Annotated in this window: 16 protein-coding genes and 1 tRNA gene; 7 read left to right on the forward strand and 10 right to left on the reverse strand. The window is 57.2% G+C overall.

All coding sequences use genetic code 11. From position 1 onward, the window contains the following. The first annotated feature begins 21 nt into the window (after positions 1 to 21). The 4 genes from HNR75_RS11875 (at position 22) to HNR75_RS11890 (ending at position 4,130) form a co-directional block, all read left to right on the forward strand. On the forward strand, positions 22 to 1,485 hold the full coding sequence (locus HNR75_RS11875; RefSeq protein WP_188027202.1) for a tagaturonate reductase: 1,464 nt from the start codon (positions 22 to 24) through the stop codon (positions 1,483 to 1,485). 9 nt (positions 1,486 to 1,494) lie between these two features. Further along, positions 1,495 to 2,982 carry a UxaA family hydrolase gene (locus HNR75_RS11880; RefSeq protein ID WP_188027203.1) on the forward strand — a complete coding sequence of 496 codons (1,488 nt, stop codon included), beginning with the start codon at positions 1,495 to 1,497 and terminating at the stop codon, positions 2,980 to 2,982. After that, entirely contained in the window at positions 2,982 to 3,527 is a 546-nt protein-coding gene (locus HNR75_RS11885) for a YgjV family protein (protein WP_188027347.1), read from the forward strand. Before HNR75_RS11880 ends, HNR75_RS11885 begins: the two co-directional genes overlap by 1 nt. A gap of 144 nt (positions 3,528 to 3,671) precedes the next feature. After that, entirely contained in the window at positions 3,672 to 4,130 is a 459-nt protein-coding gene (locus HNR75_RS11890) for a 2-thiouracil desulfurase family protein (RefSeq protein WP_188027204.1), read from the forward strand. Between the two features lie 48 nt (positions 4,131 to 4,178). Here HNR75_RS11890 and HNR75_RS11895 read toward each other — a convergent pair whose 3' ends face one another. After that, complete coding sequence (locus tag HNR75_RS11895) at positions 4,179 to 5,276, reverse strand: MBL fold metallo-hydrolase (RefSeq protein WP_188027205.1); 1,098 nt, start codon at positions 5,274 to 5,276, stop codon at positions 4,179 to 4,181. A gap of 187 nt (positions 5,277 to 5,463) precedes the next feature. On the opposite strand from HNR75_RS11895, the gene HNR75_RS11900 reads away from it, so the two are divergent. Further along, positions 5,464 to 5,554 (forward strand) — tRNA-Ser (locus tag HNR75_RS11900). Between the two features lie 81 nt (positions 5,555 to 5,635). Here the strand turns inward: HNR75_RS11900 and HNR75_RS11905 are convergent. From HNR75_RS11905 to HNR75_RS11915, 3 genes are all read right to left on the reverse strand, one after another. Then, a complete protein-coding gene (locus HNR75_RS11905) occupies positions 5,636 to 5,902 on the reverse strand; it encodes a PAAR domain-containing protein (RefSeq protein ID WP_188027206.1) in 267 nt (88 codons plus the stop codon). A gap of 398 nt (positions 5,903 to 6,300) precedes the next feature. After that, positions 6,301 to 7,200 (reverse strand): nuclease-related domain-containing protein, encoded by a 900-nt coding sequence (locus tag HNR75_RS11910; protein WP_188027207.1) that lies wholly within the window; start codon positions 7,198 to 7,200, stop codon positions 6,301 to 6,303. Between the two features lie 49 nt (positions 7,201 to 7,249). Beyond that, positions 7,250 to 9,031, reverse strand: a complete 1,782-nt coding sequence (locus tag HNR75_RS11915) for a methyltransferase domain-containing protein (protein ID WP_188027208.1) — start codon at positions 9,029 to 9,031, stop codon at positions 7,250 to 7,252. A 137-nt stretch (positions 9,032 to 9,168) separates the two neighbouring features. Between HNR75_RS11915 and HNR75_RS11920 the strand changes: the two genes are divergently transcribed. Further along, positions 9,169 to 10,314: a M24 family metallopeptidase gene (locus HNR75_RS11920; RefSeq protein ID WP_188027209.1), complete on the forward strand. Its 1,146-nt coding sequence runs from the start codon at positions 9,169 to 9,171 to the stop codon at positions 10,312 to 10,314. Positions 10,315 to 10,318: 4 nt separating this feature from the next. Continuing rightward, entirely contained in the window at positions 10,319 to 10,630 is a 312-nt protein-coding gene (locus HNR75_RS11925; RefSeq protein WP_188027210.1) for a cupin domain-containing protein, read from the forward strand. 9 nt (positions 10,631 to 10,639) lie between these two features. Here HNR75_RS11925 and HNR75_RS11930 read toward each other — a convergent pair whose 3' ends face one another. Genes HNR75_RS11930 through HNR75_RS11955 form a run of 6 tightly spaced genes read right to left on the reverse strand, consistent with a single transcriptional unit; the run spans position 10,640 to position 15,923 of the window. Beyond that, positions 10,640 to 11,116: a DUF3465 domain-containing protein gene (locus HNR75_RS11930; RefSeq protein WP_188027211.1), complete on the reverse strand. Its 477-nt coding sequence runs from the start codon at positions 11,114 to 11,116 to the stop codon at positions 10,640 to 10,642. Positions 11,117 to 11,136: 20 nt separating this feature from the next. Further along, a complete protein-coding gene (locus tag HNR75_RS11935) occupies positions 11,137 to 11,622 on the reverse strand; it encodes a TlpA family protein disulfide reductase (protein WP_188027212.1) in 486 nt (161 codons plus the stop codon). Continuing rightward, a complete protein-coding gene (locus HNR75_RS11940) occupies positions 11,603 to 12,280 on the reverse strand; it encodes an ATP-binding cassette domain-containing protein (RefSeq protein ID WP_188027213.1) in 678 nt (225 codons plus the stop codon). The genes HNR75_RS11935 and HNR75_RS11940 overlap by 20 nt, the downstream gene beginning before the upstream one ends. A 1-nt stretch (position 12,281) precedes the next feature. Continuing rightward, entirely contained in the window at positions 12,282 to 13,421 is a 1,140-nt protein-coding gene (locus HNR75_RS11945; protein ID WP_188027214.1) for an ABC transporter permease, read from the reverse strand. After that, positions 13,411 to 14,688, reverse strand: coding sequence for an ABC transporter permease (locus HNR75_RS11950; RefSeq protein WP_188027215.1), 1,278 nt, complete (start codon positions 14,686 to 14,688; stop codon positions 13,411 to 13,413). The genes HNR75_RS11945 and HNR75_RS11950 overlap by 11 nt, the downstream gene beginning before the upstream one ends. After that, the gene (locus tag HNR75_RS11955) at positions 14,688 to 15,923 is read right to left on the reverse strand and encodes a Fe-S-containing protein (protein ID WP_188027216.1); all 1,236 of its coding nucleotides are present in this window, start codon (positions 15,921 to 15,923) and stop codon (positions 14,688 to 14,690) included. The genes HNR75_RS11950 and HNR75_RS11955 overlap by 1 nt, the downstream gene beginning before the upstream one ends. Positions 15,924 to 15,925 lie beyond the last annotated feature (2 nt).

Consider the following 15,925-nt stretch of genomic DNA (forward strand, 5'->3'; position numbering starts at 1 on the left):
TCCCGTTTTGAGGAGACACAAATGCACGCTTTAAACCGTCAGCAATTTCCCGGTGCTGCCTATCCGGAAAAAATCATTCAGTTCGGCGAAGGTAACTTTCTGCGCGCCTTTGTGGACTGGCAGATCGATCAACTGAACGAATACACCAGCCTGAACGCCGGGGTGGCGATCATCCGCCCGATAGATACCGCCTTCCCGCCCAGCCTGAGCACGCAGGACGGCCTCTACACTACCGTGATCCGCGGTCTGAACGAACAGGGCGAAGCGGTACGTCATACCCGCCTGATCCGCTCCGTCACCCGCGAGCTGAACTGTTATCAGCAGTTTGACGAGGTGCTGGCCCTGGCGCGCAATCCGGATATCCGTTTCGTGTTCTCGAACACGACCGAAGCGGGTATCACGTATGTCGCGGACGATCAGCTCACCGATGCACCACCCGCCAGCTTTCCGGCAAAACTGACCCGCCTGCTGTTTGAACGTTTTCAGCAGTTCAACGGTGCCGCCGACAAGGGCTGGATCATCCTGCCTTGCGAGCTGATCGACTATAACGGTGACGCGCTGAAAGAACTGGTGCTGAAATATGCCGTGCAGTGGCAACTGCCGCTGGCCTTCACCAACTGGCTGGGTCAGGCCAACACCTTCTGCTCGACCCTGGTCGACCGGATCGTCACCGGCTTCCCGCGCGATGAACATGCATCATTGCAGGAAGAGTTCGGCTATCAGGATCAGTTCGTCGATACCGCCGAATATTTCTATCTGTTTGTTATTCAAGGTCCGCAATGGCTGCGGGAAGCGCTGTGTCTGGATCAGCTGCCGGCCGACAAGCAGATGAACATCCGCATCGTCGAAGACATCAAGCCGTACAAGGAACGCAAAGTGGCGATCCTCAATGGCGCCCATACCGCGATGGTACCGGTGGCGTTCCTGAGCGGTCTGAACACCGTCGGTGAAAGCATGGATGACGCCCAGCTGAGCCAGTTCGTCGAAAAGGCGATTTTTGAAGAGATCGTGCCGACGCTGGATCTGCCACGGGATGAACTGGAGTCCTTCGCCCGCGATGTGCTGGCGCGCTTCCGCAATCCGTTCATCAAGCACCAGTTGCTGTCGATCGCGCTGAACGGCATGACCAAATACAAGACCCGCATCCTGCCACAACTGCTGACCTATCAGGATCGCAAAGGCTGCCTGCCGGTTCGCCTGACCTTTGCGCTGGCGGCGCTGCTGGCGTTCTACCACGGTAAACGCGGTGACGAGAGCTATCCGCTGCAGGATGATGCGCACTGGCTGGAGCACTTCTCGGCACTGTGGACCGCCGTGGATGACGGCCGCATCACGATGGCGGAACTGGTGAAACAGACCCTGAGTCTGGAAAGTCACTGGGGCGAAGATCTCACCCGGGTTAAAGGCCTGGTGGAAGCGGTCTGTGCCCATCTGACCCGGATCCACACCCAGGGCATGCGTACTGCACTGACTATTTGCTGTTGAGGTCTCACCATGCAGGAAGTAATAAAGATACACGCCACCGACAATGTGGCCGTGGCACTGGCTGACCTGACCGAAGGTCAGCAGATTGACATAGAGAATACCCTGATCACGCTGCGTGGCCCAATCAGCCGGGGTCATAAGCTGGCACTGCGCGATCTGCCAGCAGGCAGTCCGATCATCAAGTACGGTCTGCCGATTGGTCACGCGAAAGAAGATATCGCCCAGGGCATGCACGTGCATAACCACAATATCGCCACCAACCTGAGCGATCTGGACAGCTATCAGTATCAGCCGGATTTTGTCGAGGTGCCGCAGCAACCGGCCGATCGTGACGTCATGCTCTATCGCCGCAAGCATGGTCAGGTCGGCATCCGCAACGAGTTATGGATCTTACCGACCGTGGGCTGCGTCAATGCCATGGCGAAACAGATGCTCAAGCAGATCGAACAGGACTGTGATTTGTCCACGATTGATGGTATCCACCTGTTCAGTCATCAGTATGGCTGTTCCCAGCTGGGTCAGGATCACCAGAATACCCGTACCATTTTGCAGAATATGGTCCGACACCCCAACGCCGGCGGAGTGCTGGTGGTTGGCCTGGGCTGTGAGAACAACCAAATCGCCGCGTTTAAAGAGACCCTAGGCGAATTTGATGCCGAACGGGTACGCTTCATGGTCTGCCAGCAGCATGACGATGAAGTCGGCACCGGCGTGGCGCATCTGAAAGAGCTGCTGGCGGTGATGCAAGACGACCAGCGCACCCCCGGCAAGCTGAGCGAACTGAAGTTCGGACTGGAATGCGGCGGTTCGGATGGTTTTTCCGGCATTACCGCCAATCCGCTGCTGGGCCAGTTCTCCGATTATGTCATCGCCCATGGTGGTACCAGCGTACTGACCGAGGTTCCGGAGATGTTCGGCGCGGAACGTATTCTGATGTCACGCTGCCGCGATGAAGACACCTTCGGTAAAACCGTGGCCATGGTGAACGATTTCAAACAGTATTTCATCGATCACAACCAGCCGATTTATGAGAATCCGTCACCGGGCAACAAGGCGGGCGGGATCTCCACACTGGAGGAAAAATCGCTGGGCTGCACCCAGAAAGCCGGTCAGAGTCAGGTCATCGATGTGCTGAAATATGGTGAACGGTTAACCCGGCCGGGTCTGAACCTGTTGAACGCACCAGGCAATGACGCGGTAGCTACCAGCGCACTGGCCGCCGCCGGATGCCATATGGTATTGTTCAGTACCGGGCGCGGGACGCCCTACGGCGGATTCGTTCCGACAGTCAAACTGGCGACCAACAGCGATCTGGCCCGACGCAAACCACACTGGATTGATTTCAATGCCGGTCAGTTGCTGGAAGGTCACACCATGAGCCAACTGCTCAATCAGTTTATTGACCTGATTGCCGATGTCGCCAATGGCAAAGCCACCTGTAATGAACAGAACGATTTCCGGGAACTGGCTATATTCAAAAGCGGCGTGACTCTTTGATGACATTCCTGCACCACATAGCGGAACTCTTTGCAGCAAACCCACTGGCACAGTCAGTGGGTTTAATTGCATTTGCGGTCGGCATTTCGGCTTTTATTCAGAAAAACGATCAGCGGTTGCGTACCCTGCTGACGCTGTATTGTGTGGTGATCGGTTGCCACTTCTTTCTGCTCAGCGCGCCGACGGCTGCCTATGCCGCCTGGCTGAGCGGATTACGCAGTTTTGTCTCCACCCGCACCCGCCATGTGGCGGTGATGGCATTCTTTCTGCTGATCGTCTGGGTGCTGGGCATACCGAATATCACGCAGCCGATCCAGTGGCTGACCATCATCGGTACCACGCTGGGCACCTGGGCGCTCTACCGCGAACAGGGTATCCGCATGCGCCTGCTGATGCTGATGGGAACGGTCTGCTGGGTTACGCATAACTTCGTGATTGGCTCGATTGGCGGCGCCATGATCGAAGGCAGCTTCCTGTTTGTGAACAGCCATACGATCTTCCGGTTGTGGCAGCAGCGCGCGGCACCGCTCTCCGGGGAAAGTTAAACCGCGCCGTATGATGCAACGCGGCTGACAGCGCCACGGCTGTCGTTTTAGATCCGCTTCGCAGAACATAAACCGGTTATCACGGATAATGTTTTGCTAATCGGCAAACATTCAGCCGCAGAACGAGAGCACGGAAATCACATCATGAATACGCCAAAGATATTAGTCAGCGCCTGCCTGTTAGGTTGTCCGGCACGCTATGATGGTCAGAGTAAACCGGTGAATCATCCGCTACTGCAACGCTGGCATGCCAATGGCTGGCTGGTACCGTACTGTCCGGAGCAGGCCGGCGGACTGCCGACACCGCGTCCGGCCGCCGAAATCCAGCAGGATGGGCGCGTCATGACCGGCGAAGGCAAGGATGTCACCAGCGCATTTCTGAAAGGGGCCGAACAGGCACTGGCCCTGTGCCAGCAGCAGAAAATCAAATATGCCCTGCTGAAAGAGAGCAGCCCGTCCTGCGGCAGCCACGACATTTATGACGGCCAGTTCCGCGGCCGGAAGATTCAGGGAGAAGGCATCACCGCCCATCTGCTGAAAGCACACGGTATCCGCATCTTCTCCGAGCAGCAGATTGACGAGCTGTTTACGACCCTGAGTTAAACCGGGTCACGCCCTGCCCCGCACTCCACTGTGCCGGGGCCGGATGTTCTATTCTGCGCCGATCGCGTCGATAATATCGATCAGCTCCGTGTCGTACTGACGCCACCACGGCAACCAGTATGGCGGCGCCGATAACTGTACCGGTGCGCCGATCTGCGGCATCAGCAGCGGCACCTGCTGCGCGTGGGCCAGCGCGGTGATCCGCTCGAACGGCTCGAACCAGTCATGCAACGCCAGATCAAACGTACCGTTATGGATCGGCAGCATATACTGCCCTTTCAAATCCAGATGAGCCCGCAGCGATTGCTCCGGCAGCATGTGCACATCCGGCCAGCTATGATCATAGGCGCCGGTTTCAATACAGGTGACATCAAACGGGCCGTAAGCCTCGCCAATCTGCTTAAAGCCATCGAAATAGCCGGTATCGCCGCTGAAAAACAGGCTGAATTCCGGTGATCGGATCACCCAGGAACACCACAGCGAGCGGTCGGTATCCAGCAAACCGCGTCCGGAGAAGTGGCGCGCCGGGGTGGCGACCAGTTGCGTGTTGCCGATCTGTACCGACTGCCACCAGTCCAATTCGGTAATGGCGCTCGCCGCAACGCCCCATTGCCGCAATTTTTTGCCGACGCCAAGCGGCACATAAAACTGCTCACAGCGGGAACGCAGCGTGCGGATACTCATCTTGTCCAGATGGTCATAGTGGTTATGCGAAATGATGATGCCTTTCAGCGCCGGCAGTTGTTCCGGCGAGAGCGGCGGGGCGTGAAAGCGCTTCGGACCAGCCCACTGGAGTGGTGACGCCCGTTTGGAAAACACCGGATCGGTCAGCCAGAACTCGCTGCCGAGTTTTAGCAATAATGTGGAGTGTCCCAGCCGGTATAGCGTATCCGCCGGCGCAGCCAGCAATTGCAATGTGGTGAGCGAATGGACCGGCAACGGTCTGACCGGCGCCGGCACCGCCGGACGGGCAAACAGGTAACGCCCCAGCAGACGGAGCAATCCGGTCGCGGTCATGGGTTGCGGCAGATGATGATTACGAAAGCGTTTTTGATGAAAAATACTGCCGGACGACGTCACACGCTGACGGAGCCCATTATTGATTTCTTCCGGCAATTCCGCTGCCACATCTGATGAATGCGCCATGACATCCTCCTGATCCCGATCCGCTGCTGAGGCTGTATTCACAGACTAAAGGCGGTTTATGACAGTATGACGACGTTTTTGTGCCAGCCGGATGAAGAAAAATGTGCGCTTCCGCTCAAGGATTAAGCAATCAACTCATTGATGCTTTACGAAAAATAAATAACCCCGTATGATACGCGCCAAGAACGGAGAGATGGCAGAGTGGTTAAATGCACCGGTCTTGAAAACCGGCAAGGGTTTGTAGCCCTTCTAGGGTTCGAATCCCTATCTCTCCGCCAGATACTACGGAAAAGCCCGCTGAATAAGCGGGCTTTTTTGTTTTTGCGTTTTCCCGGCCTCTGGTTCTGTCGGGGGAAATACTAATCACCAATCAGCACATTCCCTGAACCGCTGATAATGACGCCGCCATGTGACGTTGCAGCACCAAGCAAAGCAGCCGGTTTCCCGTTGATAAATACAGTCGAACTTCCTGTTACTATTGTGGCGCCACAACTTGTTGCATCACCCACTCTTGCTGCGGGTAACCCATTAATGAATACATCACCAGAACCGGATGATATGGTATTTACGGAGTGCCCTTTCTGCGGGCAAGCATGAGAATCACTGACTCTGGCGGCTAATGGCATCGGTTGTCCTCAATGAATGAATTGACTTATTTTAGCCTCCATTGAGGCCGCTCATTAACCGTAGATATTACAGGTTAAACAGCACCGGCTAACGTACTGGAAATTACAGTAATAAACCGTGCGATAATGGGTGTGGAACCAATGAGGCTAGTATTAAGCTTGGGGGGAAGTTACAACGAAGCCAATATGCAACTGCCTCACTGCAGATCGGGCCATTTCAGAACAAGATCTGATGATGAGCAGAATAGGAGCTTTATTCTGCTCACAAAATGATGCAAATAGCAGATGAATTCGACTCAAGAGTGATTTTTATGAGCTTCCGCTCGCTTTTTTCAGCGTCATGTAACAACTCTGCTATCGAGATAGAAGAAAAGCATATTGAGGCACAGCCTGACTAGCTAGTCTCTCTTAATATCTCTAACCCTCTGCTCAACCTGATAGGCAATAGCGTTGATTTGCCCTAGCTCCAGAGCCCCGGCAAAAAATTTAGGGAACACTTTCGGTAAGGCCGAGGCATTCAGAATATACGGATCAATAGCACGCTGTTTCAGTTCCACGAACCATCCCGGCAATACCAGAATGCCTGCAACAGGAATATCCATACCTGTTGCGCTTTGAAGCCACTTTCTGACTGACAGAACGTTTCGCCTAACCTGCTCGATTGGTTCTTTTTCCGTGTGAGTCGGAAAGATAAGCGAGTCATTCTCAACAACCACTTTGAATTGTTTGGAACCCTCAATGATATGCTTTGAGCGGCCTTTGGTCTCAACAACAAAAACACCGTTAGGACCAACAACCAAGTGGTCGATATTGTAGTTTTCGAACGGAATATCATGATACAGCCGGTAGGGATGATTGACGGGGCGAATCAAATTCTCTAATTCCTGGCCAACGGCCATTTCACAGGAATAGCCCAGCCTGTTTTGCTCTAATGATTTCACTAACTTCAATATATTCCGGATTTTAAATACAAAAGTAATGAAGCCAATGGTTCCTGTGATTATCCATGCAGTGAGAGATAATTTGATGTTAAAAAAGTACGCCTGAATTAATAGGAGTAAAGGCAACATCAATCCAATCATTAAGATTTCTGTAATTTGGCCAAATAACTCAAGTTTCAAGTCATGGATACTTTCCTGAAGCGTGTACCCATAAGGTCGTAACAAATTGGCAGTGAGAGGGCTAACCCGGTTTTTACGCTGTTGTTTTTTAATAAAAGAGATAATTCCGATAGCTACAGCCACAGGAAAAAACGAAAGTGTTAACGCTATCAACATCGCATACAGGCTATCAAACATAAAATATTTTCCCTAAGTCCCTTTACCCCGGTAATGGCGATGAAGCAAATCACCCCCAATCTTCCAGCTGCTGAAAATCCTTGATCCGATCCCGCTGCAGTGACATGGCTTCAAACACATCCTCGTAGTTCTCATGATACGGCTGAATGCTGGGCAGTGCGAAGGCGGCCTGGGTGAAAAACTCGGCTTTATGGTCATCCCATGCCTGTTGCCACCAGTGCAGGATCAGTTCCTTCGAGTTGGAGAGCCTTATCCGACTCGGCAGTCGGTCGGATTTCTGCGCATTGATGATGGTTCTGGCCGGCAGCAGGTTCCATAAATCATTGTTTGGCCAGCGGGCGAACGGAAAAGCGTGGTCGATCGCGTAATCCTTTGTCCGCAGCGCTTTCCCGCTCCAGCAACAGCTCACCGGTTCTTGCGCCAGCAGGCTATTGACCCGGTTTCTGACTCTTGTCGTCGTTCTTTCCGGATCGTCCCACGTTAAGGCGTTCAGGTAATCGAGTTTTGAGTATTGCCGTTCCCTGTTTTTCCCATACCCCGCCATCAGCGCTGCCCATTCGTTGATCAGCGCCGGTTCGATCCAGACACTGTACCGGGTCAGCGCATCCCAGATATGTTTGGGCACATAGAAGTTGCCGAATGATTTCAGAAAATCGAAATCCAGGATCAATCCGTCCGTGGCGGGTTGGCGCGGAGCAATATCCACGTTGAAAACCGCATCTGATGACGCTCCCGGCAAAGTGGTGTATCTCGCTGGCATTTCCCGGATGCTACGGGCGGTATCCACATGAAAAACCGGCTCATACGTTCCCGGCAAGGTGGTGTATTTTGCCGGCATCTCCTTGATGGTGCGGGCGATATCTTTCAGTGTCTGACTGACGGCGGAGGCGATCGCTGCTTGCGGGTAATGGGCGCCGATGTAGAAATCATTATTGGCGAACGAGGTCAGTTGTGACCAGCCCGCGGATTTAATGAAGCCAAGCCCTTTGGTGTTACTGCTGCTCTGCTGCATGTCGTACTGATCAACCAGCGGCTTATACAGTTTCAGCCAGTACAGGGCGACCAGACCCAGCGGCAGGCAAACCTGCTGCTCGGTTTGTTCCATGACCGCACCGGGATGTCCGTCGGCTATTCGCAGGAGCGTTCTTAATAACGCCAGCTTGTAGGTGGAGGATTTGCTGTCATTCACCACGATATTGCGGATGAGCGGGAAGGCGCCGGTGCCATCGTCCGGCAGTGTCAGCAGAACGGTTTCCCAACTGACGTCACTCCGGCCAAGCTGGTCAGCCTGCCGGTTTTGGGTCAGCAACTGGCAGGTCAGGCCAAACTGACTGGCATACTGCGCCAGTTCGGACGCGGAGACCGGATGCATTGTTCGTTCATCCCGGCATTCACCATGCCGCAATGAAATGACCATTTTTCCGTTGGGTTTGAGCAGGGAGCTTAATTTGCGAAAGGTGCGTTCCCGGCTGGATGGCGCGATATGCATCCAGACAGCACTGAGCAGAATCAGGTCAAATTTCACCTGCAATGCGAACACCTGATTCAATTCCGGCAGCGCGTCGCACAGCCAGTGAATGTTGTGGTTTTCCGGGTTGGCCTTCGCGGCTTCCAGTAATGTCTCTGCGGGCTCCACCGCGACAACACTCAATCCCTTTGCCGACAAGTACCGGGCATCACGGCCGGAACCGGCGCCGACATCCAGCGCCATGCCCTGCGCAGGGATATGGCTCAGCCAGTCTTTATGCACCGACTCGAAATGCACCTGGTCATATTGGGCAATCAGCGAATGGGCATTGTCCGTGTAAAACTGAATGTTTTTATCGTTCACCCTCGTTCCCTGAAAGCATGAGACAAAGACAGACTCGTTATTTTCCCATCATACACCTGCTGTGTTATTGCAGAAGAGGATTTCCACTCGTCATCTATGCTTAACTCATACCTCAGGCCAGTGAGAAGGCAGACGTTATGGACAATCCTACTTTCGACTATAAGGCTCGCTGGAGCCGTGCGGCAGCCTTGATGGAACGGGACGGCGTCGATGCGCTGTTTCTGATGAAACCCGCCAACCTCGCCTATTTTACCGGTGATGGCCGGCCGTGTGCGCTGGCGCTGCTCACGCGGACACAGCGTTGCGTCGTGGCCGTGCCGGCGTGTGATGTCGCGAGTGTTCAGCGTGCCTCGGCGGCAACCGAGATTCGAGCCTTTCAAAGCGAGGCCGAGATGTTTCACGGTTTTCGCGATGTGCTGCAGGAGCTCGGTCTCACGCAGGCAACCATCGCAATTGAGAAGAACTTCTTCGACGCGGCACTCTATGACGTCTTTGTCGCCCATATTCTGCCGCAGGCCAAGGTCGTCCCGGCAACGCCTATTATCTCCCAGCTACGCATGATTAAGGATCCGGAGGAAATCGCGTGTCTGAAGGCGGCCGCACGGGTCGCGGATGCCGGTATGAGTGCGGCGGCGCGTGCGCTGCGACCCGGTGTCAGCGAGGCCGAGATTGCCGGTGAAGCGGAACTGGCGATGCGCAAGGCCGGGGCTGAGGGCTGGGCGTCAGTGACCTATGTAGCGTCAGGCTGGCGCTCCGCCATGGCCCATGGACCGGCCACGGCGAAGATCATCGCCGCCGGGGAAGTGGTTCAGGTGCATCTTGCGCCCATGGTGCAAGGTTACGCGGCGGATCTGTGCCGAACCTTTCTCATCGAACCGGTGCCGGTGGATGCGGCGAGCGCGCTGCATGCCTATATTGACGCGCAGGAACGGGGCATTGCCGCCGCCATATCCGGTGCGGTATTGCTGGGCATTGACGGCGCGATGGCCACGTCACTGGAACAGGCCGGATATGCCGGCAAATTCCTGCGGCCGGTGTTCCACGGGGTCGGCATCGAACACGAAGAAGCGCCCATTCCTGGCGGTCATGCCGTGATCCATGGCGAGCAGAAGGTCGAACATGTGATGGTGGGCATGGTCCTCGGTATTGGTAACTGCGGCATCTATCGCGAGACCTTCGGGGTACGGGCGGAAGACACGATCTGGGTCAGCGAAAGCGGGCCAGTGGCGCTCACCCGCTTTCCCAAATACCTGACTGTGCCTGGTAGCGTTGAAGCGAGGTGACAACATGCAGGTGCGGAATCTGTTTGTTGATGCGTTGCCTCCGGCCATGGAAGAGCGTTTTGAGCAGTTGCTGGCTGATAAGAATCTCGTCATCGAACGGATTATCAGCCCGGTCACCTATACGCCGCACGCGTACCGGCAGATCCAGGATGAATGGGTGGTACTGCTGCAGGGGCACGCCGTGCTGAATGTGGCAGGGGAAACGGTGGAGCTTGGCGCCGGCGATTATCTGTTTTTGCCGGCCGGCCTGCCGCATACGGTGCAGCAGGTGTCAGCCGGCGCGCTCTGGCTGGCGGTTCATCTGTGGCCGGAATAACGCCGCCGGTCAGCCATAATTCTTGTGCTTGAAGCGGATCCAGCCGTCCGGTTGTTTTTGTTCCGGATCATGATGCGTCTGACGCAGCACCCCGCCCTGTTCGTTCCAGAAATAACGGCCGCGGATCAGCAGCTCACTGCCGGTTTTCAGCCCTTCGACGCGCGGCGCGATCTGCAGGTTGTGCTCGATCAGCAGCGGCTTGCGGTTGGTCAGGCGCACCACAAAGCGCTGATAGCTGACGACGTCCCGCTGTTCGTCCGGCAGGATTTCGGTGACCCAGCCCACCACCACCAGCAACTGGTCCTGCGCCTTATTCTGCAGTGCCCGCTCCAGAATAGCCTGCGCGGTCGGCCGGCTGGCGGAGGTCATGGCATCCACCTCCACCTCTTTGGCCATCAGCCAGTGTTCCCGGATATGTGGCCATTCCATCACGCCGAATGTCGCCAGCCCCAGCACGGCCACCAGTAAATAATGTCCTTTTTTCACGAAACAACAGACCTCTCGCTTTACGGAATAAGTTGTTGGAATTGTCGATCCAGTTCGGCCGGTTTCTGCAAACCGAGCGATTGCGCCAGCAGACGGCCTTCGCGATCCAGCAGATAGGCCGACGGGGTGCCCTGCAGCTGATAGCGCTCACTGCTGATGTTGAGCTGATCGCGCAGTTGCGGGTAGGTCAGCCCCATCTGTTTTTGTACCGCGCGGATCCGTTCTGCACTGGCATCGGTATTGATGCCGACGACCACCAGATCCCGCGGATAACGCCGAGACAGCGCCTGCAGATGCGGCATTTCCGCAAAGCAGCCGCCACAGCTGTCAGACCAGAACACCAGATACACGTATTTCCCCTGCCACGCTTTCAGGCTGGCAGGCTGATCTTCCAGCGTCAGGGCAGCCAGTTCCGGCGCCGGGGCACCGGTTTTCAGCTGCGCTTCTTCCTGACATCCGGCCAGCAACGCGGCCAGCAACAGTACCCTAGACAGCAACCATGTCATCGGTCGTATTCTCCACCAGTTTGCCGTGCTGCAGCCGGATCACCCGGTCTGCCACTTTTCCCAGTTCCGGGTTATGCGTCACCATCACGATGGTGCGCCCTTCCGCATGCAGCTGGCGCAGCAAAGCCAGTACCAGCTGTTCGTTCTGCTCATCCAGATTACCGGTAGGTTCATCGGCGAAGAGGATTTCCGGGGAATTGACCAGCGCCCGGGCAATGCAGACACGCTGCTGTTCGCCGCCGGACAGCTGACTCGGCAGATGGTCGAAGCGGTGGGCCAGCCCGACCTGGGTCAGCACCTGCTGCGCCGCGGCCAGATCCACCACACTGTGATAATGCTGCGCCAGCATCACGTTCTCCAGCGCACTGAGATACGGGATCAGATGGAATTGCTGGAACACCAGCCCCATCTTGTCGGCGCGAAACAGCCGACGCTGGTCTTCATCAAACGCGCTGACATCTTCGTTATCCAGCAGCAGTTGGCCGCTGCTCAGGGTATCCATGCAGGTGAGGATGTTCATCAGCGTGGTTTTACCCGAGCCGGAGGCGCCCATGATGGCGACGAATTCGCCCTGCCGGATGCGGATATCGATCTTGTCGAGGGCCGCCACATTGCCGAAATGCCGGGACAGTTGCCTGGTTTCAATCACTAAATTCACATTATTCTCCTTTCAGGATACGCGCCGGTTCCAGCGCCAGCGCCCGCCGCACCGGCACCACCGCCGCAAAGCCGGCCACCGACAGACTCAGCAGGAAGGTGAGCGGAATCACCGGCCAGCGCATGCTGATGGACGCCGAAAACACGGTCTGGCCCAGTACCTGTGCCAGCAGCCAGCCAGCCAGCAGCCCGGCCACGGCGGCGATACTGGTGACCAGCAAAGTTTCGGTAACGATCTGAACGACAATCGCCTTGCGGGAGGCACCGAGCGCTTTCTGCAGGGCAAACTCCCGGCTCCGCTCGCCGATCAGCGCCATCAGCGTGGTGTTGACGCAGAGGGTCGACAGCAACAGGATCACCACCGACACCATGCCCATCAGCCCCTGGATCTTGAACAGCACCGCGCCTTCGTTGGCCGAGACCTTGCGGATCGGGCGCACCTCCAGATCCGGATAGGCCGCTGTCATCCGGGCCGCCAGTTGTTCCACCTGACCATTACGGTTATCCAGACTCATCAGCCCGTGGCTGATCTCGCCCGGCCGGTTGAGCCACTGCTGCGCCAGTGACAGATTGACAATCAGGTAGTAGTCGGTGGCATCACCCGCTTCGACAATGCCTTTGATGGTCAGGGTATGCCGCCGCCCGTCCTGAATCAGGGTGATGGTATCGCCGGGTTTGAGCTCCAGCCGTTCGGCCAGTTTCTTACCCATCATGGCGTTGCGCTCGTCAAAACCGACACTGACCCGCTCGCCACTGATCTGCCAGTAGGGCGACAGGGCTGCCAGCGCCTCGAAATTGCTGCCCATCAGCACCACGGTTTCCTGCTCAGTGCGGGCCATGCCATACAGAAAACCGCCCATCGCCTGTACGGCTGTAGCCGGCGGCAGCGAGGCAGCCTGCAGCCAGGTCTGCTCGGCAACTGCATGTCCCTGTTTCGGCCCGACATACAGATTGGCGCCGAAAGTACGCAGTTCACGGCTCATCTTGGCGTCAATATCGAGATACAGCGCCGCCATGGCACAGATAATCATCGCGCCGACCAGCAGCGCCATAAACATCACCAGCATCCGGGACCGCCGTACCCACAGCGCACGGCGGATCAGCACCCAGAACAGGGAAGAGAGGGAGGAATTAGCGGCCATACAGTACCTCCACCGGATACAGCCGGGCTATCTGCCGGGCCGGGAACCAGGTACCGATCAGCGCGATGAGCACCGACAGCAGCACCACCACCGGCACCACCAGCCAGGCAAAACTGAGGGGATTACCAAACAGCGTCATGCCGATCAGCCAGGCACAGCCCCAGCCGGCGACACAGCCGGCCAGGCCGCCGATCAGGCCACTCAGCGCCGCTTCGGCGTAGAACAGCAGACCGATCTGCCAGAGTTCGGCGCCGAGCGCCTTCATCAGACCGATTTCCCGGGCCCGCTCCAGCAGATTACTGGTCATCAGCGAGGCAATGCCCATCGCTGACGCTACCAGTGCCACCAGCGTCACCACCGCCAGCAGCAGCTGAATCTTTTCAATCACTACCCCTTCCGAGGCTGCGACCTGCCAGATCGGCCGTACGGCACTGCCGGAAATCGCGTCTTCCAGCTGATGCGCAATGGAAGAGACATAGGCGGTGCAGTACCACAGATCATATTCCTGCGCCGTCAACGCATCGAGATCCTGCCGGGCCTTGCGGGAAAGCGCGTTCTCCGGCACCGTCAGCGCGGAAACCCGGACGCGCTGGATCTTGCCGGGCAGATCCAGTAACTGCTGGGCATAGCGCAGTGGCATCAGCAGGCGCTGATCCTCGGCGCCACCGCTGCGCAGGATCCCGCTGATGGTGAAGGTCAGACGCTGTGATCCGGCCTGCAAGGTGATCGGCTGATCCACCTGCAGCCCGAGCTGATCCGCCAGAGCCTGTCCGGCCAGCACTTGCGGCTGGGTATCGTCCGGCCAGGCCCCGCTCACCTGCCAGTACGGGCTCAGGATCTTCTGTCCGGTGCGGTAATCCTCTTCATCCGGCACCACAATCGCGTGATCGAAGAAGGTGCCTTCAATCTCGATCTCGTGCTGACCGAAACGGACCAGCCCGTTCAGCTCCGGCGCAAAGCCGACGATATTGTTGCGCCAGAAAATATCCTTGATATTGGGCAGCTCTTTCTCGTCCAGAAAGTCCTGTCCGGCCAGCGGATTATGCCCGGCGTCGCCGAACAGCTCCGGCAGCACGCTCTGACTGGCCGGTTCCACCAGAATATTAGCACCATAGGTTTTCAGCTCGCGCGCCATCTTGTCGCCGATATCGATGGAGACCGCCAGCAGCGCCGACACCAGGGTAGCGGCCAGAAAGATGGTAAACACTGCCAGCAGGCGACGCCGGTGCTGACGGCGCCACGATTGCAGGATCAGACGCAATAACATCAGTGATGCTCCTGTTGTTCCACGGCGGCGCTAAAGTAGGCCGTGCCGTTTTCCAGCTCCTGCCGGCTGATCAGCAGTTCCTGTTTTTCGCCGTCACCGGCCAGTTGCCATGCTTCCAGCGGCACCGGATTACAGCCACCGGGCTTGCCGATCGACGGAATAAAGATATGCACGCCGCAGGCAACGCAGATGATCTGGTTACCTTCCTGGATGTAGCCCTGATCGCCACAGAGCAGACAGGCATCAAAGGCGACGCCGAATTTCAGCTGTTGCGGATAGCGGTTGATCACGATGAAACGCACCACCTTGCCGTCAGGGGCGACCCACGCAAAGCGGTGCAGATTGCCGTCGCGTATCGCAGAGACCGGAATATGCACCTTGCCATCGGCGGCGATATGCACTTCGGTGGCAGCCGACAGCTGCGGCGGCCGCGAGGCCACCAGATGCCAGTACAGTCCCGGCTGCAGCGTCAGCACTACCAGCAGGAGATGGGCCAGATGCCAGCGCCGGGCCAGCAGATACTGCGCACTGGCCTTGCGCTGCGGATTGCCGGCCTCCGCCGTCTGCAACGCAGCTTTCAGCGGACGCAGCCACTGCCACAGCCCGACAGCGCCCAGCGCAGCCAGACCGGTTAGCGCGGCAAAGGGTAGCAGCGTCTGCAGACTGGTGACTCGGGCGATGTAACTGAGCAGCACGGTCTGCAGCGGCAGCACACCCAGCTTGATCAGGCTGAGCAGCAGCTCACCGGATAACGGCAGGGCGTAAAGGAGGAACAGCAGCCACAGCAGCGCTCGGCGCCATTGCGGCAACTGATTGATCAGACGGGCCGAACTCAGCGCCAGCAGCGCCGTCATCAGGACGCCGGCCAGCACCGCGCCGGCATTCAGCAGCAGCGCCGAGTTGATCACCGCCGTGGCGGTAAAGTTCTGAATATTCGGATCGCGGATGAACAGCAGCCCGCTCATCAACGCGAAGGCAAAAGTAAAGCCGGTCCGGCCCCAACGGCCGGCCGGCAGTACCAGCAGAAACAGGAGTGGCAGCAGCAGACGGTAGCCGTGCAGTGCCAGTAACGGCAGTTGTCCGCCCGGATACAACTGCCCGACGAGCCCGCCCGCCAGCAGCCCGACGACCATCGCCGGGATCTGTCCCTGCCGGCTGGCCGGCGGTGGAGCCAGCGCCAGCCAGAGCGCCGGCAGCAGACCGGCCAGTAATACGGCAAAAAAGAAATAACTCATGA

This window comes from Tolumonas osonensis, assembly GCF_014202415.1.
Lineage (GTDB): Bacteria > Pseudomonadota > Gammaproteobacteria > Enterobacterales > Aeromonadaceae > Tolumonas > Tolumonas osonensis.